The following is a 21,352-nucleotide window of genomic DNA, read 5'->3' as shown; positions in this document are numbered from 1 at the left end:
CGCAGATATTCTTCTGAGGTGACTATGGAACTGTTATCGACGCTTTTCCCTTCCACGTTTCTTGCTCTCGCGCTGGCGCATTTTGTTGCCCTGTTAAGTCCGGGGCCCGACTTTTTCCTGCTGACAGGATATGCCGTACGTTACCGACTGCGTGGCAGTATGGGGCTCTGTTTTGGCATTGCGGTGGGCAACGGATTGTATATTTTGCTGGTGGTTATCGGCTGGCAGGTGCTGCGCCAGTTCACCGGGGTATTTACCCTGATCGAACTATTAGGGGCACTGTATCTGCTCTGGATTGGCGCGCATCTGGTACGCAGCCCCCCACAAGCTCTGGCGCTCAATGAAACCCATCGGTGCTGCCCTTCGGTGTCCAAACAGATACTGCTCGGACTGGGCTCCGCTCTGCTGAACCCCAAAAATGCGTTGTTCTATCTGGCGCTGATGACGTCGTTATTAGGGCCAGATGTGACACTCCTTCAGAAATCCGTCAGCGGCATCTGGATGGTGATGGCGGTGCTGGTGTGGGATCTCGCCGTGGTGTCACTTATTGGCTTGCCCGCAGTGCAACACAAACTGAGCCACGCCGTGTGGCGGATTGAACGCACAGCAGGCAGTGTGCTGATGGTATTCGGCGGCTGGGTTTTGTGGCGGGTTTTATACACCATCAGTTGACGGCTCTGATTGGCGTATTTGAGATATCCCGTAAACATATTCATTTCGTGAACACTCTGTATTCCTCTACAACCTTTTGCATTTTATCCAGCGCGGCCTCTATCCTTAACCTCATGGACAAAATAGCTGAACTCAAACGCGCCAAGTTGCTGGCACTGTCGCTGCTGCTGATTGCCGCCGCAGCGTTTATCACCACTCTCTTTCTGCCGCAGACCTTCTGGGTGCGCGGCGTCAAGGCCATTGCCGAGGCGGCGATGGTCGGCGCCCTGGCGGACTGGTTTGCCGTGGTGGCCTTGTTTCGCCGGGTTCCGATCCCGTTCATTTCACGCCATACGGCGATTATCCCGCGTAATAAAGATCGGATCGGTGACAATCTCGGCCAGTTCGTGCAGGAGAAGTTTCTCGATACTCAGTCACTGGTGGCACTCATTCGTCGTTATGAACCGGCAAAGATGATGGGCCACTGGTTCAGCCAGCCTGAAAACGCTCAGCGCGTTGGGCAGCACCTGATTCAGGTGATGAGCGGTTTTCTGGAGCTGACCGATGACGGGCGTATTCAGCGTTTGCTAAAACGCGCGGTGCATCAGGCTATCGATAAGGTCGACTTCACCGAAACCAGCGCGGTGATGCTGGAAAGCATGACCAAAAATAACCGTCATCAGGTACTGCTGGACGCCATCATCAACCGTTTGATTACGCTTATTCAGCGAGAAAGTACGCGAGATTTCATCGCCACACAGATTGTTCACTGGCTTGAGACGGAACACCCGCGCAAGGCGATGGTGCTGCCGACGGAATGGCTGGGCGATCAGAGTGCGGAGATGGTCGCGAAGGCGGTGAATACTCTGCTGGATGACATCAGCCACGACCGTACTCACCAGATCCGCAAGGCGTTCGACAACGCCACGCTGAAGCTTATCGACAGCCTGAAGAACGACCCTGACATGGCGGCGAAAGCTGAGAACATCAAACACTATCTGAAGAATGACGAAGCGTTTAACCGCTATCTGGGGGAGATGTGGACCGACCTGCGCCAGTGGCTGAAAGCGGATATGCAGAACGACGATTCACGCGTGAAGCAGCGCATCGCCCGGGCCGGATTGTGGTTTGGTGAAACGCTGACGAACGATGCCAGCCTGCGGACGTCGCTGAACGAGCATCTGGAGCAAGCTGCACACCGCGTCGCACCGGACTTTGCCGCATTTCTTACCCGCCACATCAGTGACACGGTGAAAGGCTGGGATGCGAACGATATGTCGCGCCAGATTGAGCTGAACATCGGTAAAGACCTGCAGTTCATCCGCGTTAACGGTACGCTGGTCGGCGGGACGATCGGTTTGATCCTGTTTTTACTCTCACAGCTGCCCGCCGTACTGCACATTTAATCCTCTGTTGGCGGCGCAATGACGTAACGCGTCGCCTCAAAGCCGTTGAGGATCAAATGCACTAAAAAGACCAGGGTCAGCGTCGCCACCAGCGCAAACGTCACGGAGGTGATCCGGTACAGATCGCTGAACACCAGGTCGCTATCCGGGTGCATGTTTTGCCCGAACATAATGCCGATGGTGGTAATACTCGCAAACCCAACGCCCGCGCCGACTTTCTCCATGACATGCAGACGCGCGCCAAACGCCAGCCCCAGCCCAATCAGCGGCATCATCAGCAGCATATGACTGCTGTGATCGTACAACACCAGTTGCACCACCAGAATGTACAGGCAACCCAGCACCACACCGACCACACGCCAGATTGAGCTCATCACCGAACCGCGGTAATGCATCGGAAACAAAATCAAAATTCCGGCCATCAGCGCTGACAGCGAATCACTTAAATCACTGAGCTGAAAAACCACGAAGATGAGCGTTGCGACTGTACCAGAGAGCAGCGACTCATGGCGCACCCGGGCCGCGTCTTTCTCAATCAGTGGTGGGGGGTTACGCGGCTCAACGTCCGGCAGCAGGTAGTTCATCAACGCACTTAAACAGACGGCCATAACGCTGGCTTCGATATTGGAAAACAGCAGCGTATGCCAGTTCGTGGTGGGGTAGCTCATAAAGTTGAGCATCACGCTCTGACACACCACGCCCATCGAACCAAACAGAAACAACGGTCCCTGGCTCATAAAGCGAAAACGCATCACGTACAGGGCAAACACCACCAGCGTCATGATCAACGGCCATTGCGACAAATAGCCGATAATAATCACCATTTCGACGCAATTTAGTGATGCACTGAACACGAACTGCTTTGCCACATGGCGGTTGAATACCGGAACCAGCGACAACAGCATGATGGGGTACACCACATAAAAGACGCCGTAGCTGGTGTTGTAAAAGCTCGATACGCTAAGCGCAATCATCCCGGCAAAGACAATGCGCAGCGTCTGGCGAAAGTCATTTGCCGTATAAACGATGTTGCCGTGCGGGGTAAACACCCGCGCCAGAGTATTAATAGACATGATCAATAGACATAGTGCAGCAGGCTGACGAGATGGATTTGCAGCCTGGAAAAGAAACGCGCAAACGGCCCTTCACTGTTGTAGAGCTGCACCGTCGCACGTGCTCCGCCAGGCAAATGCTTCGGCAGTGCCTCATCCAGTGCCACATGGATCCGCATACGCTGAGCGTCGCGCACCCAACGGTTAGACGTCTCAGGTTCAGAGAGTTCGCCATTCACCGCTTCCTGACCGGCCAGGATACCTGCATCGCTGCTGGTAACATGCGCGCGGAAAACCTGCCCTGGGAAGGCGTCAAATACCACGGCGGCATCAGTTCCCTGATGAGTATGACGCAGGCTTTTCTCACGGAAATCGGCCACGATATCGGTCTGATTATTCACCAGTGCCAGCGCGGCAGAGCCCGACGAGGCGTAAAAACCGGGGCTTAACTGCAGGTTACTGACCGTCCCGTCAGCTTCCGCGTAGACTTTCGTCCAGCTGAGGTTCAGTTGGGCATCATCCAGAGCATTACGGTATTTTTGCAGCGTTACGTTGCGGTGCTCCTCGCGCTCTCCGCGCTGAATACGCAGGTTGTGAATGTTCGCCTTCAGCGAACTCACAGACTGCTCGCTGCTCTGCCAGGTGGTGCGGACTTTATCCAGATCCGCCTGTGAGACATTTTGCAGAGTACTGAGCTTCTGGTAACGGTCAAAAGTCACCTTGTCGTTACGGGCGGTTAATTGCGCCGTTTTCAGGCTGGCCTGCGCAGCGGTAATTTGAGCGTCAAGCTGGTCGTTAGAAAGACGAGCCTGCTCAAGGGCGATTTGCGCGGCTTCAACTTTGTTGCGAAACGGCGTGTCATCAAGTTCAAACAGCAGATCGCCTTTCTTCACCTGACTGTTGTTCTGTACGTGTACCGCAGCGACATAGCCCGCCACGCGTGCAGAGACCGGTGTCACGACGCGCATCACGGTGGAATCCGGGGTCAGCGGGATCCAGATATCCGCGACGATAAAATAGACAAACATCAGCAGGAAAGAGGCAATACTCACCCTTACCCAGCGGGCAAACTTTTGTTCAGGAGTCATTATTTTTCGGTCTTGTTGTCTTCTTCGCGGATTGTCCGCAAATTGCAGGCGAATTGATTCAATGTGGCACTGAAAATCTCAAGATGCTCAGGCGCGATATTCTGTGACACGCGCGCCTGAAAGGTTTCTATCACCTGGGTGAGCGTCTTGAGTATGGCGTTCCCTTTGGGTGTCAACGCCAGCAGCCGGATGCGCTTGTCATAAGGCGATGTGGTACGCAGTAAATATCCCTGCTTTTCCAGTTGGGTGAGCGTACGCATCAGCGGCGGCAGTTCAATGCCCTGCACTTCCGCCAGTTCGCTTACCGAAACATTATCGCCCAGTTGCTGAAGCTGCATCATCACCGTCCAGCTCGACTGGGTTAACCCGGTATCGAGAATGGCATCGTCAATCACCGCACGCCACTGACGCACGATCATCGCCATCCGCATGCCCATTGGCCGGCGGCTAAACAGATCGTTTTCACTCATGGGAAATCCTCTCGTATCACGCGGCCAAGATAATAGTTATCAGGGTAAGTATCAAGAAACGAGAAAGGAAAGAGCAGGAATTGTGAAAGGGACAACGGTGTCACCGGGCATGTTTCAGCCCGTAAAGTGCCTGACGATAGCGACTCTTCCGGAAGCCGTCACCACCACCTCCCGAAAACCCGCCACGCGCTGGATCCATCCTTTGCTTTCGAGATGAATGAAAAGCGCCGCCCCTGCTTCCCCCCCCAGATGAAACCGCCGTTCACTCCAGTCCAGACAGGCGCAGCAGGCCTTACGGCGGGGTTTGTCGCTGAGAGAGATCCCCGCGCGCAGGAACGCCTCGCGCCCACGCGGAGTTAACGAGGAGCCATCCGGTTCCAGCCAGCCATCCGCCTGCATAAACTCGTAGATTTCTACAGCAACCGAACCTGCCAGATGATCGTAACAGGTGCGGGCTTCGCGCATCGTTTTTGGTGCTGTGGTTTCTGGTGGAGTGATTCGGCTCCACGACAACCCCATCATTTGCTCCACGAGTTCCGCCACGTCATGCCCCGCCAGGCGATAGTAACGATGGCGTCCCTGGGAAAGGCAGGTGATCAATTTACCGTCCACCAGCCGGGTAAGGTGACCGCTGGCGGTCGAGGGCGCTACATCCGCGGCGGCGCTTAGTTCTGTGGCCGTCCACGCCCGCCCGTCCATTAAGGCGCAGAGCATTTTGACGCGCGACGGGTCGGACATTGCGGCGGCAACCGCCGCGACTGCCTGTTCCAGCGCGGTGTTATCCGCTGTGAGTTGGCGCGTTTTCAGCATCGGTGATCCACTGTCGGGTGATCTCAGCCGCCAGAGTATCATTATCTGTCAGCAGAATGAGATGGTTCGCGTGATCGCTGTATTGCGCAAGGATAGACACCCCCTGTGAGGCCAGCGCAGCGGCTATTTCCCCCAACTCACCGGGACGCTCCTGCTTCAGCTTGCGGATCAGTGGCTTACTGACAGATTGCACGTTAAAACCGGCTTCGCCCAATACGCGCATGGCCTTGTCGCCTTCTGCAACCAGGAAGTGTGCGTTAACACCAAACACACCGCCGCCCTCCAGCCCTACGCCATGACGCCCGAGCAGTTGACCAAACCGGGCCAGCTCACCGGGCGTCTCCCTGAAAATTACATGAATGTCATACATGGGCATGGCCTCCGTTTTCGGAGCAATACTCCCGCACCACCTTCGCCACCCGAATGTGGTAAAACGCAAAAATCGATTCTCGTCCTTCGGCCTGAGCCGCTTTATGGAACACATTCTGCTTCCAGTTGCGGATGGCGTCTTCATCTCGCCACCAGGAGAGCGAGAGGATTTTGCCGTCGGTCGTCAGGCTCTGAAAACGCTCAATATCAATAAAACCGTCAATATCCGCCAGCAGCGGTTTTAGCCCGGCAGCGAGTTGCAGGTAACGCGCCTGGTGTTCAGGTTCGGCTTTAGCTTCGAAAAGGACTGCGATCATGGTTGTCTCTCCGTTGTGAGGTTCAGGAGAGCATGAAGGAAGGTAAGATGCGATGCTTCGGTGAGGAGCGAAATGTTTTTGTCTTATCACCATAGCTTAACTCGCTATCAATATTTAATGCTGGATATATTCATATAAACAATAAAAACAGAAAGTCTTTAAAATAAAAATCAATGAAATATTGTTTTTTCCATGGAATGGAAACATATCCGTCACACTCAACTAATAATAATATCTGACGCCAGTCATATCTCTTTCACTTTTTTGATTAGCCATATAGCCACAGCATAAAATGCGTAAGAATGAAATAAGACTTTATCATTACTAACATTCACCACATCAATAATTCAGGCTACACCCTGCTGAAAGATGAGAATGGAGAGACCAGATGCTTAATGAATTCATTGCATTTCTAAAAAGAAAACTGGTACTTAGTGATTGGGATGAAAACAGCTCTCTGAGAAATCTAAGAATTGCAGTTAGAATGATTCGACCGATAATATTCATTGGGTTCATTTCGCTAATTTTCATCAGTATTTTGGGAGACTACACGCGCTATCGTTATATGGGAGCCTTGTTATTATGGATGTGCGCATGTTTGGCCATTGGTGCAGCCCTCGGATTTCTTTTTGGCGTTCCTAAAACTGGACTCAGTACTAATGGCAACAAAGATACACAAATGGGCACACAGCAATCAAGCCAAACCCGCCCCAACACAAACCTTGAAGAAATTTCTGACTGGCTTACAAAAATTATTGTCGGGTTAACGCTCGTCAATGTAAAAACAATTGGATCAACGCTCTGGCAAATCAGCGAAAAGATGGCATTAGTGGCAGGTAAAGATCCCTCTGGCATTAATACATCTGTATCATTAGCTATTCTCATTACGTTTTTAACGGCGGGATTCTTAAATGGCTACTTTTGCACCCGACTCTTTCTCCAACAAATATTCATTTTCTCGGACCGAAAATTAACTGAGATCTTTAACGCCGTACTGAGTAATCCAACGCCAAACGTTGCGCCAGCAGGTTCACCGGTCATTCCATCCAAAGCAGAAATCAGCAATGCTGAACAACTCGCTAAACTCGCGCAGGACAACCCTCCGGAAACGGTAAGTGTTGCAGTGAATCAACTGGCAAGTGAGTACAAGCAAACCCGTGAGGAGATGGAAAAAGGTGATGAAAGACTACAACGAATGTCTGCCGTCGCAAGCCGCCTTCGCCAGTTTGGTAAAGCGGCGCTATTTATGCTACCAGCACTCACAAAAAGCCAGGATCCGGGAGAAAAGCTTGCCGCTGTCAATATTTTGCAAATGTGTTTCAAACCAGAATATATAAATTTCCTGGCAAGCATTATTGCTGGTGAGCAGGGATTCACTGCTTATCAGGCAGCCAGTGCCCTCTATGTCAGACTTATTCAGACCGATACTATCGAAAGAATTAAAATACAAAATGCAGTAAAAGATATTAGCGAAAAAATAAAAGATGACAACACCCCTCTTAAAGCACTCGTGGATAAAATTCTGAATACACCAATCCAGTAACACTGAACAGGAGAGATATAATGCCCGCAACAGTTGACTCTATTATTAATGCCGCAAAGAAAGAGTGGATATACTGGGGAGAGTCCACCTGGGATCTCACCACCCACTCGAAAAAGATCGGTCATAAGGATGACGAAGATGATTACGCCCAATATGTCATTGATCATTACTGTAAAATTGGTGGGGGTTCACCGTCGAAATGGGCAATCCAGGATGATAAATATGCATGGTCGGCGGTGGGAATGAGTGCCTTCATGGCACAGGGTGGGTTTAATAAACAGGAATTCCCTTTTAATCAGAGCCATTCTGTTTACATTCGAAAATTTATCACCGCGTTACAGCAACACGATAAATCTTCTGCCTATTGGGGATATCGAATTAACACTCAAGGCAAAGCACCAGACATTGGTGATCTCATTGCTTATGCCAGAGGGAAAAATTTAACTTCAGAAAAAGCAAATGCTTATTACGATAAAACAACTGCTTATGAGAGCCATACTGATTTAGTCATCGATAAAGGGAAAAATTACATTGATGTCATCGGTGCAAATGTTATGGATTCGGTCACGTGTAAACGGTTAAAAATAGACTCAAATGGCCACATAGTAGACGATCAGCATTTATGGTTTGCTGTGCTCAAACATAATTTCAATTAGTGCTTGTCCACTCGATATTGACCCGGCCTGCAATATAGCGTCATGCAGGCCGGGTGAACGCGGAATTATTCGAGGTTAGCGCGGTTCAGGCCGTAAGCCACATCCAGTGAGCCTGGCTCCATGCGGGACGTAATCCCCAGGCGGTTCCAGGCGTTGATCGCCACAATCGCGAAGTTCAGCTCTGAAATCTCCACATCTGAAAAATGCTCTGCCACGCTGCGGTACAACGCATCGCTCACGCCGTGGGCACTGATTTGTGTCAGCGCCTCGGTAAATTCCAGCGCAGCTTTTTCACGGGCGCTAAACAACGGTGATTCACGCCAGGCCGCCAGATGATACAGGCGCAGTTCGCGTTCTCCGGCGATTTTGGCTTCTTTTGAGTGCATATCCAGACAGAAAGTACAGCCGTTCAACTGCGAAACACGAATGTCGATCAGGTGCTTCAGCGCCGGGTCGATGGAGGTCCTGGCGACCGCCATACTCAGGTCTGACAGCGCTTTGGCGAGTGCAGGTGTCGCTTTATGGTGGTTAACGCGAGTGCTCATTGTCTTTCCTCTTTTGTGTGCGGCATATGAAATGCGATGAGGCAAATTTACGCTGCTCATGACATAGTAAAAAGATACAAAAATGATGAAATGAGGTAGGACATGAAGCCGGGTTATCACGACATTTATACCCGTTACCGCGATAACATTACGCGGGGTGTGCTGAAACCCGGAGACAAAGTACCTGCCATTCGCGTCCTGGCGGAAGAGCTGAAGGTGGCACGCAAAACCGTCGAAACGGCCTATGCCATTCTCACCGGTGAAGGCTATCTGGTCAGCCAGGGGGCACGAGGAACGCGGGTCAACCCGGATCTCTCCCTGCCTGTTAAACAAACCGCCACGACAGACCAGACGACCGGCCTCTTACCGGCTTCGCTTATCAGCCAGCGCGAACGGGCCGGATTTTTACGGCCAGGTATTCCCGCCCTGGACAGTTTTCCCTATAAGAAATGGTTGCTGCTGGCAGGCCAGGCTTCGCGCGCTATGCGCCAGGAAGAGATGCTCAACCCACCGGTTATGGGCTGGTATCCACTCCGCCAGGCCATCGCCAGCTATCTCAATATCTCACGCGGTCTGTCCTGCACAGCGGAACAGGTGCTGATCACCAGCGGCTACAGCGGCAGCCTGCGGTTGATCCTCGATACCCTTGCCAGCCGTAGCGACAAAGTCGTATTTGAAGATCCGGGCTATTTTATGGGCCAGCAATTGCTTAAGCGCATCGTGCCACACCTGCACACCGTACCAGTAGACCGTTCAGGAATGGATACGGATTACCTGCTGCGCCATCACCATGACGCCCGTTTTGCGATTGTGACACCCTCACACCAGAGCCCACTGGCGGTGACGCTCTCTCTGCCGCGCAAACAGCAGTTACTTGACTGGGCCACACAAAATGAAGCCTGGATCATCGAAGATGATTACGATGGCGAGTTTCACTACACCCGCAAAGTATTGCCGTCGCTGAAGAGTCTCGACTCACATGACCGGGTGATTTTTATGGGCTCATTCAGCAAAACAATCATGCCGTCGCTGCGTATGGGCTACATCGTTATGCCCGTAAGCACCGTGGATGCGTTTACTGACTGTGCCGACATTGTTGCCAGCGGCCAGCCTGTATTGACGCAAAAAATCCTCACGGCATTTCTCAGCGAAGGGCACTTTTTCCGCCATTTGAAAAAGATGCGAACCCTCTATCAAACCCGCCGTGACTGGATGATTGCTGCACTACAGGAGGTGTATGGCGACCTGTTTTTCACCGAGCAAAACGATGGCGGAATGCACATAGTGGCATTTCTCACCAAAGGCAGTTGTGACCGCGAAATTGCGCAATGCTGGCAGCAACAGCAGTTGCAGGTCAATGCCTTGTCCGAATGGTATCGCGGGTCTGGCAAACGCTACGGGCTGGTGATGGGCTACAACAACGTGCGGACATATGAGGAAGCGCGGGATCTGCTGAGAAGACCAAAACAGCAGACGCTGGATTTACTACTCTGAATTCAGATAGCTATCCGCACAACACCAGACTGTGATAGAGATACACCCTTCGCTATTTTTTATATTTCTAAGGAAAAGAAAAATGAAATCAATTCTGGGATTCGACTACCTGTTAACGCCACGTGTGCTGGTCTTTTTCTACTGGATCGCCATGGCATTTATTTTAATTGGCGGCGTGTATTCCATGTTCACTGAACATCTGATCACCGGGTTTTTCGGTATGATCTTCAGCCTGATCGGTTGCCGCGTGATGTTTGAATTGATCATGGTTGCCTTCAAGAACAATGAATACCTGCGCCGAATTGCAGAAAACACGACAGTGAAATCTGTCGAGTAATCTTTTAACGTTGCCGGGTAGCAGCTATGCCTGCCCGGCCAACGACCTCAGACATCATATCGCGACAGTCCGACATCTTTCAGTTGCTCATCGCTCATGCGGCTTAAAATGCGGCGTGTACGGTTGACACGATACCAGTGTTTGATCGTTTTCCCGATCCAGATAAATGCAATAAACGGACGTTTTGAACGATTTTCAAAGAATTCCATGATGCTCTCCTCACTTTGCCAGAGGCTTTATCATCGTGGAAATGCCCGCCTTCAATACAGATTCAAAAACAACTTTTGTTTAACATACAGATCCGCTAAAACAGTATCTGAATGCTATTTTTACGCACAATCTGTACTGGTCTTGTAATCTGTATGGTGAAAACAAAGGATACAGCATGACGCGCTACCAACATCTGGCCAATCTCCTGGCAGAACGCATTAAACAAGGGCTGTATCGCAGTGGTGAACGCTTACCCTCTGTGCGTACCCTGAGCCAGGAACATGGCGTCAGTATCAGTACCATTCAGCAGGCCTATCAGATCCTTGAAAACCTTCAGTTGATCACCCCGCAGCCACGCTCTGGCTATTTTGTGTCACCGCGCAAAGCTCAGCCGCCTGTTCCGGCGATGACGCGCCCTGTCCAGCGCCCGGTGGATGTGACCCAGTGGGACGAAGTGATGATGCTGCTGGATGCGCGCGGTGACCGGGAGATGATCTCCTTTGGCGGCGGCTCTCCCGATCTCACCCAGCCTGGTCTGAAGCCGCTCTGGCGTGAAATGAGCCGAATTGCGCAACATAATCCGTGTGAAATGCTGAGTTATGACGTGCTTGACGGACGCCTTGAGCTGCGCGAGCAAATCGCACGTTTGATGCTGGACGGTGGGTCAACTGTCGCCCCGAATGAAATTGTGATCACTAACGGTTGTCACGGGGCATTGTCGATTGCCCTGCTTTCCGTGTGTAAGCCTGGGGATATTGTTGCGGTCGAATCCCCGTCGTTTCACGGTACGATGCAAATGCTGCGCGGATTTGATATTAAAGCGATTGAGATCCCTACCGATCCGGAAACGGGGATCAGCATTGAAGCCCTGGAGTTGGCACTGGAACAGTGGCCGATAAAGGCTGTGATCCTGGTTCCCAACTGCAATAACCCACTCGGTTTTATCATGCCTGAAGCGCGCAAGCGGCAGGTGCTGGCGCTTGCGCAGCGTCACGACATCGTCATTGTTGAAGATGATATTTATGGCGAGCTGGCGGCAGAATACCCTCGGCCGCGCACTATTCACTCTTTTGATATTGATGGCCGCGTGCTGTTGTGCAGTTCATTTACCAAAACCGTGGCGCCCGGACTGCGCGTCGGCTGGATTGTGCCGGGGCGTTATTACGACCGGGTGATGCACATGAAGTACGCCGCCGGTGGGTTTAATGTCCCGGCAACGCAAATGGCGGTAGCCGCCTTTATCCGCGACGGCCATTACCATCGTCACGTTCGCCGCATGCGCCAGATTTATCAGCAAAATATGGAAACCTACACCTGCTGGGTGCGGCAGTATTTTCCCGCTGAAATCTGCGTGACACGTCCGCAGGGCAGTTTTTTACTGTGGGTAGAGCTACCGGAAAAGGTGGATATGGTTTGCGTGAGTAAACAACTGTGCCGTCTGAAGATTCAGGCAGCGGCAGGTTCTCTGTTTTCGGCTTCAGGGAAATACCGCAACTGCCTGCGGATCAATGTAGCATTGCCACCGACGGACAAAAACCGGGATGCGCTGAAGAAGATGGGCGAGGCGATTGTCATCGCGATGGAAGAGTAGTGCGACCCGATGCCCTCTCCGCGTTGAGAGGAAGAAAAAACTAAAAACGGCAACCGTGGTTGCCGTTGTGCTCTCATCCCGGATTCAGAACTTCCAGGACACGCTGCCTACAATGCTGCGTTCTGCCCCGAAGTAACAGTAAGAGAGCGAGTTACAGGCAGCCACATAACTCTTGTCCGTCAGGTTATTGACGTTAAGCTGCGCACTCACCCCGGTCAGCCCCACTTTTGACAAGTCATACCCGACGACCATATCCACCAGCGTATACGATGGCAGGGTATGGGTATTCTGGCGATCGCTGGTCACGCCATTGACGTAACGCACACCAGAGCCGACGGTCAGGCCATCCAGTGGACCGGTTTTAACGTCATAACTCAGCCAGGCACTGGCCATGTTACGAGGGGCGTAAACGGCACGTTTACCCTCTTCTTCCGGGCTGCTTTTCTTGTAGCGAATATCGGTATAGGTATAAGCCGCCTGCATACGCAGACTGTCAGTCAGTTGCCCAATCGCTTCCAGCTCCACCCCTTCAGACTCAATTTCACCGATGGAACGATATGGATCAGTCGGCTCCTCTTTGGTGGCAATGTTTTTCTGGTTGATGCGGAAGACAGATGCGCTGAACTGGCTGTTCATCCCTTCTGGCTCGTACTTAACACCCGCTTCCCACTGCTTTCCCTTCATCGGGTCGAGAATATTGCCGTTCTCATCAGCAAAGCTGGTCGGTGTGAAAGCTGTGGAATAGCTGATGTAAGGTGCAATACCGTTATCAAAGAGGTAGAGCAACGCCGCGCGGCTGCTGAAGTTGTTCTTATCCAGATCGCCGCGGGTGTTGTTGAGTTTATCGATATTCGACACGCTCACCTGATCGTAACGCCCACCGAGCGTCAGACGCCATTTATCCAGTGACATCTGATCCTGCAGGTAGTAACCCGTCTGGCGTAGCTTGTGTTTTTCCTGGCTGTACATGGTGATGTAGTCAGGCTTCGCACCGTACACCGGATGGAAAGCATCGATCGCCGGGAATCCACCGTAGTAACCCGTTGTGTTGTTACTACGATCCTGATAATCCATACCGATCAGCACACGGTGGTTAACTGCCCAGGTGTCAAAGCTGCCGTCGACCTGGTTATCCAGCGTCACCGCGTTCATCTTCTCGTCAGAGCCGGAATAACCACGATTTAGCTCTGTTTCGTTCAGCCAGCCCGCCGCATAGACCTGATTTAGCTCCACTTTGGTATGCAGATAACGCAGCTTCTGCCGTACAGACCAGCCGCTATCGAACATATGCTCAATGTTATAACCGACCATATTCTCGCGACGATCGTATTTGTCGTAATCATCCTCACCCTCAAAGAAGGTATTGGAGATCTTCTTCCCGTCATGCGGATCAACAGTGCCGTCATACGGCAAGCCGGAGTGGCTACCGCCTTCCGGATCGCGGTGCAGGTAGGCCATCAGATCGAGACGCGTGTTGTCGGTGATGCGCCAGGTCAGGCTGGGCATCAGGGCATAACGTTCCTCTTTCAGCGGATCAAACTGGGAATCGGCGTAGCGGGTCATACCGCTCAGGCGCGCCGCCACACGATCGTTATCGTCCAGCGCACCGGTAACATCAAACATCGCCCCGCGCTGATCGTTATTCCCGGCGAACAGCTTGATCTCCCCGCCAGGATCGAACGACGGTTTACGCGATGTCAGGGCCACAATACCGCCCGGCGAAGAACGGCCATACAGCACCGAGGCAGGGCCACGAACCACTTCAATATTTTCCAGGAACCACGGGTCAACCACCAGCGAACTGTGGGAGTTGGTATCCCCCATCATTTTCAGGCCGTCGAGGTAGACGTTATCCAGGCTGCCATCGGAGAAGCCACGCAACACCATGTAGTCAAAGCGGTTTGAAGCACCTATCTGGTTGCTGTACACCCCCGGCGTGTAACTCACCGCCTGGCGCACACTGGTTGCCCCCTGCTCTTCAAACTGCTCGCGGGTGACGATAGAGACCGCCTGCGGGGTTTCAATATCCGGCGTTTCAAGCTTGGTCGCGCCGCTCTGCATTTGCGAGGTGACCACCACGGTTTCGGTTTTTTGGGCATCCTGCGCCAGCAAAGGAAAAGCGACGCTACCGGTAACCCATCCTACCAGCAGTGCCAGACGCGATTTAGCGAACATGAACATCTCCAAAGGCATTTCTAATTGTTAATAAGAATTATTACCTTTTTGAGTTCGCAAACAGCTATGCGCACCGCCAGGTTACGTATGCGGAATGACAAACCGCGCAGATGCGGTTCGCACGACAGGAGAAAGTAGGTTAGCGGGGCTTACGCAACTCACCCGGAGAGATACCGTAGCGGCGGCGAAACGCGGTCGAGAAATTCGTGGCATGTTGATAGCCGGACATCCACGCCGCCTGTTGCACGCTGTGCCCTTCCAGAAGAAACCGCCGTGCCAGCTCAAGACGACAGTCCCGCAGGTAATCAAACAAGGTACAGCCGTAGCGCTGACGGAACTTACTGCGCAGGCTGCTTTGGCTCATTGCAGCGAGTGTTGCCAGTTGACCGAGGGTATATTCCTGTTCCGGCGACTGCTCAAGCATGGCGCGTATACGCTCAAGTCTGGCGTGCTCCGGCCGACAAGGGAGAGTGTGCTGGCGCTGATTCAGACCATGCCCCAGCAACTGATACATCAGCCCTTCCAGTAACAGCTTGCGTGATAACGCGCTGATCCCTTGCTGCTGCGCATGCTGGATCCCCGAGAGCACAAAGCCCGGAACCTGCCAGATAAAAGTGGGGACATGCAGGGTTTGCCACTCCTGAAGCAGTGATTCCAGCAAACTTTCACGTGTTGCATCATCAGGATAAACACCGAACGAGAGCGTTTTCAGCATACCGCCAGCATCGTGACGCGCGCGCATTACCTGCTGCGTGCTCAGACGAGAGCTGAACGCCATGCCAGATCGCACTACGTACTCTTCACCGTTGAGTGCCAGGGTCACGCTCCCTTCCAGCACCACCAGCATATATAAGGGGCTACTGTGACGGGAGGTGGTTTCATACGGCTGTAAAACGCGCACATCTGAATGCGTCAGCGAAATGCCCGAAGAGAGCGTCATCTCTTCAACATCCCCGTGCAAAACGGGGCTGGTGATCGCATCGGCGTCTGTCAGCTGCGGGAAACGGTAATCAATGCCGTAACGCTCGCCGAAGCCGATAAAATCTTCCACACAGAAGAGGCGTTTAGCGCAGAGTTGCAGATTAGCGGCATTGTTCATAAATAAACCCGGACGGTGAATAAGCGGCTCAACCTTAACATTGCCGCAGTACGGCAACAATTATCCGTATAACCGAAGGAAAAAAATAATGTAAAAGCAGGGATGCCGGTGGCAAAAAAAATCATAAAACGGGAACCATGTAATACCCCAAAAAACCATAGCAATCAGACGATTCCCATTGTTATTGATATCCATTAGACTGCCAAAACACGTTATCACTTCACCCTTTTCTCACAGTCTTTGATATGACCATTCTCAGTAAAAATATAGTCACGGTAAAAGCGGCTCTGGAAAAATCACTTTCTATCCCCGATTACCAGCGTCCCTATAAATGGCGCGAATTTCACGTCAACCAGCTCATTGACGATATTATTCAGCACCGGCATCAATCACGGTATCGTCTGGGAACCATCGTGTCGTATAAAGCCAGACACGACAGCCCGACAGAAGAGGTTGTAGACGGGCAGCAACGGCTACTCACCCTGAGCCTTCTGTGCGCCCTGCTTGATGAAAAGCAGATACACTGTTCTCCCTCCCTTCTCCAGCACACATTCAGTAACAACATCACCCAGCACAATGTCGAAAAAAATGCCGAACTGATCCGTCGTCGCCTGAATCAGTTAACACCTGAAGACCAGCAAAATATTTATCAGTACCTGCTGCACAACTGCGAGCTGATCTGTGTGACGCTGGATAATCTCAGCGAAGCATTTCAGTTCTTTGATTCGCAAAACGCCCGTGGAAAACCACTCGAAGCCTACGATCTGTTAAAAGCATTCCATCTGCGTGAAATGGATGAGAATACCCCGGAAGAACGGCAGCGCTGCGTCAGAAACTGGGAAAGCAACGTCACACCGAAGAAAGATCGGCCTGCTCGCCCAGGGCTTGATCTGTTGATGAGTAAAATCCTCTTCCCCCTGCGCTGTTGGACAAATGGTGAATCCGGTCATTCCCTGACCAAAAGCCAAATCTCGATTTTTAAAGGGGTTTCGGCGAATAAAAACACCTGGAACTACGCTGCGAATCTGGTGGCTCTGGATGATCTGGTGGATCAATTTAACCGTGATCCTCAGCGGCAGGATGATAAGCAAACGATGGTTTTCCCGTTTCAGATCGATCAGCATCTGATCAACGGGAAACGCTTTTTTGAATATATTGATCATTACGGCTCACTGTACGAATCCTTGTTCCATCCTGATGTCTCTCCGGTTAAGCCGCTGCTAAACATTCTCACCCAATATGAAGGGAACACGCGTATTGGCGATCGCTACGTGCGTAATCTCTTCAACTGCGCGCTGCTCTATTATCACGACAGATTTGGCCATGAAGGGCTCGAAAAAGCGGCTGAAATTTGTTTTGCGTGGAGCTACAGGCTTCGCCTCAGTTATCACCGCATAACCGTCGAGACCATTGAAAATGCCGCCGTCAGTCCACAGGGACTGCTGCGTAAAATTAAGCTGGCTCACCGGCCCGGCGATGTTCTGAATTATCTGGTTCCTGTGATCCATACCAACGATATCAAAGGGACAAAAATTGATCTGCTTACCGAGGCATTAAAAGAGAAAGGCTATGTCAAATAACTCCCCTGTCCAGAAGGACGTCGCCGCGCTAACGGTCAGCCAGCTTTTCCAGACAGGCCATTATACGATCCCGATTTATCAGCGTAATTATGCCTGGGGACAGGAAGAGATTGAGCAGTTAATCCAGGATATATGGGATGTCGCCCTGCTAAACCGGGGCGATAACCACTATTTCATCGGGAGTCTGGTGGTTGCGGAAAGAGGCCCTGGCCGTTTTGAAACCATCGACGGACAGCAACGGCATACGACACTCAGCATTTTACTCGCCGTGATGAAACACGCCTTCTCTCTGCCACTGCCCAACATTGGCGAAATTAATCTTCACTTTGACTGCCGCGGCGAATCAGACATTACGCTGAGTGCGTTGTTTGAAAAAGGCGATATTCCCGACAACGAAAATGATATTGAACAGGGGATCTATCACGCCTGGCGCATCATGGTGAACTTCATTCAAAAAATGAAAATCGACCACGCTATTTTCCTGCGTTTTTTACTGGAAAATGTCGTTGTTTTACGTGTCACGGTTCCTGCTGATACCGATTTGAATCACTATTTTGAGATTATGAATAACCGTGGTGAACAGCTGGAAAAACACGAAATTCTGAAGGCCCGCCTGATGGATAAGTTAGGGGAAAACGCCAGCGATATTGAACGCATCGCGTTTTCCACGATCTGGGATGCCTGCGCCAATATGCAGCGTTATGTGCAACTGAGCGTCCATCACTCCCTGCGGGATCTGTGGTTTAACCGCAACTGGAATACCATCCCGGATGATTTTGACACCCTTTTACACCCCCATCTGAAACGTGATGAACATGCAGAAAACCGCACTCTTCGCGATATTATCTTCAGCCCAAGAGGAGATATTCCGGAGCCGGTAATCTCCCGTGAGCCTGACGAAGCCCATCCCGGCACGTTTGGTTCGGTGATTACCTTCCCGAATTTTCTGTTGCAGGTACTCCGCCTGACGGAGCGCAATACACCGCTGGACGACAAACGCTTGCTGGATACCTTCACCACCAGCAACCCGGAGCCACGGCAGTTCATCATGCAATTACTGAAATGCCGGATGCTCTTCGATCGCTACATCATCAAACGTGAAAATGACGATGACTGGAGCCTGCAAGCGCTGACGCGTTACGAGAAAAGTTTCAGTTATACCAATACGTTCGCGGTCCCGGAAAAGCTCTCACACAGGGAGCGTAATATTCCGCTCAACGAGAATGCGATCATGTTGCTGTCCATGTTCCATGTATCGTTCCCGGCGCAAATCTACAAATACTGGCTGAACGGTGCATTGTACTGGCTGAATAAATACGCAGAACCCGGCCAGATGAGTATTAATGGTCGGGATTATCTCAATTACCTCGAAAATATGGCCAATCACTTTTTACTCGAACGTTTAACAGACGCCGGTAGCGAGCAGCCCTATGATTTTGACGTGATGGAGAAAGCACCGGTCATCTTCCCTGTTGAACTCGACGAAGCACCGCTGCATAAAGGTACGGGTGTGCAAAACTATATCTTTAACCGCCTTGATTACCTGCTGTGGCTAAACCTGAAAAATAAACGCCAGTTTGCGGGTGTCGACATGCAATATATTGAGAATCGGGTGAAGAATTTTACCTTCACCTTCCGTACCTCGGTTGAGCATTACTCGCCACAACATCCGATGAACAACGAATTACCACTTGAAGAAACTCAAGGTTTAAAAAATGGCGTCGATAATTTTGGCAATCTTTGTCTGATAAGCCCTGGCAATAATTCAAAACTGAGCAATTACTCTCCGGTGGCGAAGAAAGAGCATTACGAGAAATCGACCCATGCAGAAAGCCTGAAGCAGGTATTTATGATGAGCTACGGCAACTGGGACCATTCTTCAGTGGCGAATATCCTTCATCATAAAAATATGATGATCAATGTTCTGCTGTACCGATATTAACCGCACAACGACAAAAGGAAATGCACACTGTGACTCATCCGACAGCATCACTGAAGTTACATGCCAGCAAGGGGCCAATGCCCACCGTTGAAATCAATATCGACAAGCTGGACAACGCGGAGATCGCTCTTGATGAATTCGTCTGCCCGACGCTAGCCGCCCTTGCGCGTCGTGCGCCCGATCAGAGCTGCACGATTTATCAGTTCATGACGCAAAGCGTTAATTTTATGCACAACTGCTGGTCGGTCTTTCTCATCATTGACGGTAGCGAACGATTTTTAACCGGACTTGCCGATGGCATTGGTTATCGAAAAGAGAGCGAATCACGCATCAGCGATAGCATTCCGCCTCTCGCTGGCACGCCGCTTTATCATCTTCAGGATGGCGAATTGTGGACTCATGAAGACGGTGAATGGAAACGACTGGATGCCTATGACGACGTGACGGAATACGACGAAGAGGAGCTTACAGAAGAAGACCCCGGCGACGAAGAAGACGACGACTGGAACGATGAAGAGGAAGAGGAAGAGGAAGAGGAAGAGGAAGAGGAAGAGGAAAACGAAACAACAACCGTCACCCGCGCGAAACCAAAAGGCCGTCAACGCGCTGCACGTAACGATGCGCGTGTAGGGAAAATTAAAACGAAGATTGAAACACTCTTCGGCCTGCCGGAGGGGTCTGTCGTACTGCAAGGCCCGGACGGACGACCTTTGCGCGCCGATGCATTCATCCGCACCCTACGAGCCCGCTGGGGTTACGATAATTAATCCTCGCGGTATCATCAGCAGCGGGCACTGCGCCCGCCGCTGATAGCAGATATTACTCTTCGAAGAACCAGTAACCCTGGTTAATCAGCCCGGTTAACTCTTCAACAAACACCGGGTTATTCAGGGCCTCGCCCAGTTCAGCCTGACCGAATTCCGTATAACGACACAGCACATCTGCGGCTTTCGCATCCACCGTTTCCAGCAGTTCGCTGTTGATAAAGAAGCGCCCACCGATGTTCAGTACGCGCAAACCACTCAGGCGAGTGAGCGTTTCACCGCCCTGAAGCGCATCCAGCACCTCTTCCGGCTCATAGGCCGGTTCCGCTGTCGCAATATCCAGCTCGTGGCGCGGCGTAGAGACAAAGCTGCCAAACCATTTCGTGAAGTCATCCGGTTTGCTGATCATGTCGATCATCATCTGACGAATGCGATCAAGCTCGTACTGTTCCACGCGCCCAGGGTGTTCGCGGCAGGTCAGATCCGGATCGCTGTAGTGTTCACCCCCCAGATCGTTTTCCAGTGCGTAATCGGCAAAGCTGCTGATCAGGTCACGGCCATTTGGCCCACGGAAACCCACGGAGTAGTTCAGCGCGGTTTCATGGGTGAAGCCGTCGTGCGGGAATCCAGGTGGAATGTAGAGGATATCGCCCGGTTCCAGATCTTCATCGATGATCGGCTCAAACGGATCAACGTGCAGCAATGCAGGATGCGGACAGAACTGACGCATTGGCAGCTTGTCGCCTACACGCCAGCGGCGGCTCCCCATTCCCTGAATGATAAACACATCGTATTGATCGATATGAGGACCGACGCCGCCGCCAGGCACAGAGAAGGAGATCATCAGATCATCAAGACGCCAGTCCGGCAGAACACGGAACGGGCGAACCAGTTCAGCAGACGGCATATGCCAGTGGTTAACAGCCTGGGCCAGCAGCGACCAGCCGGTTTCACCTAAGCCCTCGAAGTCCTCAAATGGACCGTTGCTCGCCTGCCACTTGCCGTTGAAATGGCTCACCAGGCGGCTATCGACTTCCGGCTCCATTGCCAGCCCGGCCAGTTCATCCGGGGTAATCGGATCGATAAAATCGGGAAAGGCATTTTTCAGCACAACAGGTTGTTTTTGCCAGTATTTTTCAAGAAATTCCGGCCAGTTCAGGTTCAGTTGATACGCCATAAGTTGCACCAGTAAGGAGGGGAGACAGGTGCGATTATGAAAGAGGCACAGGCAGGCTGCCTTGTCGTGGGTCAAA

General features: G+C 51.7%; 21 protein-coding genes. 10 read left to right on the top strand and 11 right to left on the bottom strand.

Features of this window, described 5'->3' with window-relative positions; translation table 11 throughout:
* Positions 1-24 precede the first annotated feature (24 nt).
* Together HV346_RS02905 and HV346_RS02900 are read left to right on the top strand one after the other, a co-directional pair.
* Positions 25-672, top strand: coding sequence for a LysE family translocator (locus HV346_RS02905; RefSeq protein ID WP_181622108.1), 648 nt, complete (start codon positions 25-27; stop codon positions 670-672).
* 113 nt (positions 673-785) lie between these two features.
* A complete protein-coding gene (locus tag HV346_RS02900) occupies positions 786-2,057 on the top strand; it encodes a DUF445 domain-containing protein (protein WP_181622107.1) in 1,272 nt (423 codons plus the stop codon).
* On the opposite strand, the gene HV346_RS02895 is transcribed toward HV346_RS02900, so the two are convergent.
* The 6 genes from HV346_RS02895 to HV346_RS02870 form a co-directional block, all read right to left on the bottom strand.
* The gene (locus HV346_RS02895) at positions 2,054-3,130 is read right to left on the bottom strand and encodes a DUF2955 domain-containing protein (RefSeq protein WP_181622106.1); all 1,077 of its coding nucleotides are present in this window, start codon (positions 3,128-3,130) and stop codon (positions 2,054-2,056) included. The genes HV346_RS02900 and HV346_RS02895 overlap by 4 nt on opposite strands.
* A gap of 2 nt (positions 3,131-3,132) precedes the next feature.
* Positions 3,133-4,200, bottom strand: coding sequence for an HlyD family secretion protein (locus HV346_RS02890; RefSeq protein WP_181623677.1), 1,068 nt, complete (start codon positions 4,198-4,200; stop codon positions 3,133-3,135).
* Positions 4,197-4,667: a MarR family transcriptional regulator gene (locus tag HV346_RS02885; RefSeq protein ID WP_181622105.1), complete on the bottom strand. Its 471-nt coding sequence runs from the start codon at positions 4,665-4,667 to the stop codon at positions 4,197-4,199. Before HV346_RS02885 ends, HV346_RS02890 begins: the two co-directional genes overlap by 4 nt.
* Before the next feature lie 114 nt (positions 4,668-4,781).
* Positions 4,782-5,477: a winged helix-turn-helix domain-containing protein gene (locus HV346_RS02880; RefSeq protein ID WP_181622104.1), complete on the bottom strand. Its 696-nt coding sequence runs from the start codon at positions 5,475-5,477 to the stop codon at positions 4,782-4,784.
* Positions 5,446-5,847 (bottom strand): amino acid-binding protein, encoded by a 402-nt coding sequence (locus HV346_RS02875; RefSeq protein ID WP_181622103.1) that lies wholly within the window; start codon positions 5,845-5,847, stop codon positions 5,446-5,448. Before HV346_RS02875 ends, HV346_RS02880 begins: the two co-directional genes overlap by 32 nt.
* The gene (locus HV346_RS02870; RefSeq protein WP_181622102.1) at positions 5,840-6,163 is read right to left on the bottom strand and encodes an antibiotic biosynthesis monooxygenase; all 324 of its coding nucleotides are present in this window, start codon (positions 6,161-6,163) and stop codon (positions 5,840-5,842) included. Before HV346_RS02870 ends, HV346_RS02875 begins: the two co-directional genes overlap by 8 nt.
* Positions 6,164-6,551: 388 nt before the next feature.
* Between HV346_RS02870 and HV346_RS02865 the strand changes: the two genes are divergently transcribed.
* Positions 6,552-7,706 carry a hypothetical protein gene (locus tag HV346_RS02865; RefSeq protein WP_181622101.1) on the top strand — a complete coding sequence of 385 codons (1,155 nt, stop codon included), beginning with the start codon at positions 6,552-6,554 and terminating at the stop codon, positions 7,704-7,706.
* Between the two features lie 20 nt (positions 7,707-7,726).
* Positions 7,727-8,362 (top strand): DUF2272 domain-containing protein, encoded by a 636-nt coding sequence (locus tag HV346_RS02860; RefSeq protein WP_181622100.1) that lies wholly within the window; start codon positions 7,727-7,729, stop codon positions 8,360-8,362.
* Positions 8,363-8,427: 65 nt separating this feature from the next.
* On the opposite strand, the gene HV346_RS02855 is transcribed toward HV346_RS02860, so the two are convergent.
* Complete coding sequence (locus tag HV346_RS02855; RefSeq protein ID WP_181622099.1) at positions 8,428-8,907, bottom strand: carboxymuconolactone decarboxylase family protein; 480 nt, start codon at positions 8,905-8,907, stop codon at positions 8,428-8,430.
* Positions 8,908-9,009: 102 nt separating this feature from the next.
* On the opposite strand from HV346_RS02855, the gene HV346_RS02850 reads away from it, so the two are divergent.
* A complete protein-coding gene (locus tag HV346_RS02850; protein ID WP_181622098.1) occupies positions 9,010-10,401 on the top strand; it encodes a PLP-dependent aminotransferase family protein in 1,392 nt (463 codons plus the stop codon).
* Between the two features lie 82 nt (positions 10,402-10,483).
* Positions 10,484-10,738, top strand: coding sequence for a DUF4282 domain-containing protein (locus tag HV346_RS02845; RefSeq protein ID WP_181622097.1), 255 nt, complete (start codon positions 10,484-10,486; stop codon positions 10,736-10,738).
* Positions 10,739-10,785: 47 nt separating this feature from the next.
* Here the strand turns inward: HV346_RS02845 and HV346_RS02840 are convergent, their stop codons facing one another.
* The gene (locus HV346_RS02840) at positions 10,786-10,947 is read right to left on the bottom strand and encodes a DUF1127 domain-containing protein (protein ID WP_181622096.1); all 162 of its coding nucleotides are present in this window, start codon (positions 10,945-10,947) and stop codon (positions 10,786-10,788) included.
* Between the two features lie 176 nt (positions 10,948-11,123).
* Between HV346_RS02840 and HV346_RS02835 the strand changes: the two genes are divergently transcribed.
* Positions 11,124-12,539: a PLP-dependent aminotransferase family protein gene (locus HV346_RS02835; protein ID WP_181622095.1), complete on the top strand. Its 1,416-nt coding sequence runs from the start codon at positions 11,124-11,126 to the stop codon at positions 12,537-12,539.
* An 84-nt stretch (positions 12,540-12,623) separates the two neighbouring features.
* On the opposite strand, the gene foxA is transcribed toward HV346_RS02835, so the two are convergent.
* Together foxA and HV346_RS02825 are read right to left on the bottom strand one after the other, a co-directional pair.
* Positions 12,624-14,732: a ferrioxamine B receptor FoxA gene (gene foxA, locus HV346_RS02830; protein ID WP_181622094.1), complete on the bottom strand. Its 2,109-nt coding sequence runs from the start codon at positions 14,730-14,732 to the stop codon at positions 12,624-12,626.
* A gap of 121 nt (positions 14,733-14,853) precedes the next feature.
* Positions 14,854-15,813 carry an AraC family transcriptional regulator gene (locus HV346_RS02825; RefSeq protein WP_181622093.1) on the bottom strand — a complete coding sequence of 320 codons (960 nt, stop codon included), beginning with the start codon at positions 15,811-15,813 and terminating at the stop codon, positions 14,854-14,856.
* A gap of 245 nt (positions 15,814-16,058) precedes the next feature.
* On the opposite strand from HV346_RS02825, the gene HV346_RS02820 reads away from it, so the two are divergent.
* The 3 genes from HV346_RS02820 to HV346_RS02810 are packed head-to-tail and all read left to right on the top strand — an operon-like array spanning position 16,059 to position 20,102.
* Positions 16,059-17,393, top strand: coding sequence for a DUF262 domain-containing protein (locus tag HV346_RS02820; protein WP_181622092.1), 1,335 nt, complete (start codon positions 16,059-16,061; stop codon positions 17,391-17,393).
* The gene (locus tag HV346_RS02815; protein ID WP_181622091.1) at positions 17,383-19,335 is read left to right on the top strand and encodes a DUF262 domain-containing protein; all 1,953 of its coding nucleotides are present in this window, start codon (positions 17,383-17,385) and stop codon (positions 19,333-19,335) included. The genes HV346_RS02820 and HV346_RS02815 overlap by 11 nt, the downstream gene beginning before the upstream one ends.
* Positions 19,336-19,364: 29 nt before the next feature.
* Positions 19,365-20,102, top strand: a complete 738-nt coding sequence (locus HV346_RS02810) for a hypothetical protein (protein WP_181622090.1) — start codon at positions 19,365-19,367, stop codon at positions 20,100-20,102.
* A gap of 52 nt (positions 20,103-20,154) precedes the next feature.
* Here the strand turns inward: HV346_RS02810 and HV346_RS02805 are convergent, their stop codons facing one another.
* Complete coding sequence (locus tag HV346_RS02805) at positions 20,155-21,276, bottom strand: cupin domain-containing protein (RefSeq protein ID WP_181622089.1); 1,122 nt, start codon at positions 21,274-21,276, stop codon at positions 20,155-20,157.
* Positions 21,277-21,352: the final 76 nt, after the last annotated feature.

The organism is Enterobacter sp. RHBSTW-00994, assembly GCF_013782625.1.
Taxonomy (GTDB): Bacteria; Pseudomonadota; Gammaproteobacteria; order Enterobacterales; family Enterobacteriaceae; genus Enterobacter.
The sequence above is the reverse complement of the archived record's forward strand: the minus strand, read 5'-3'. Positions and strand labels throughout refer to the sequence as shown.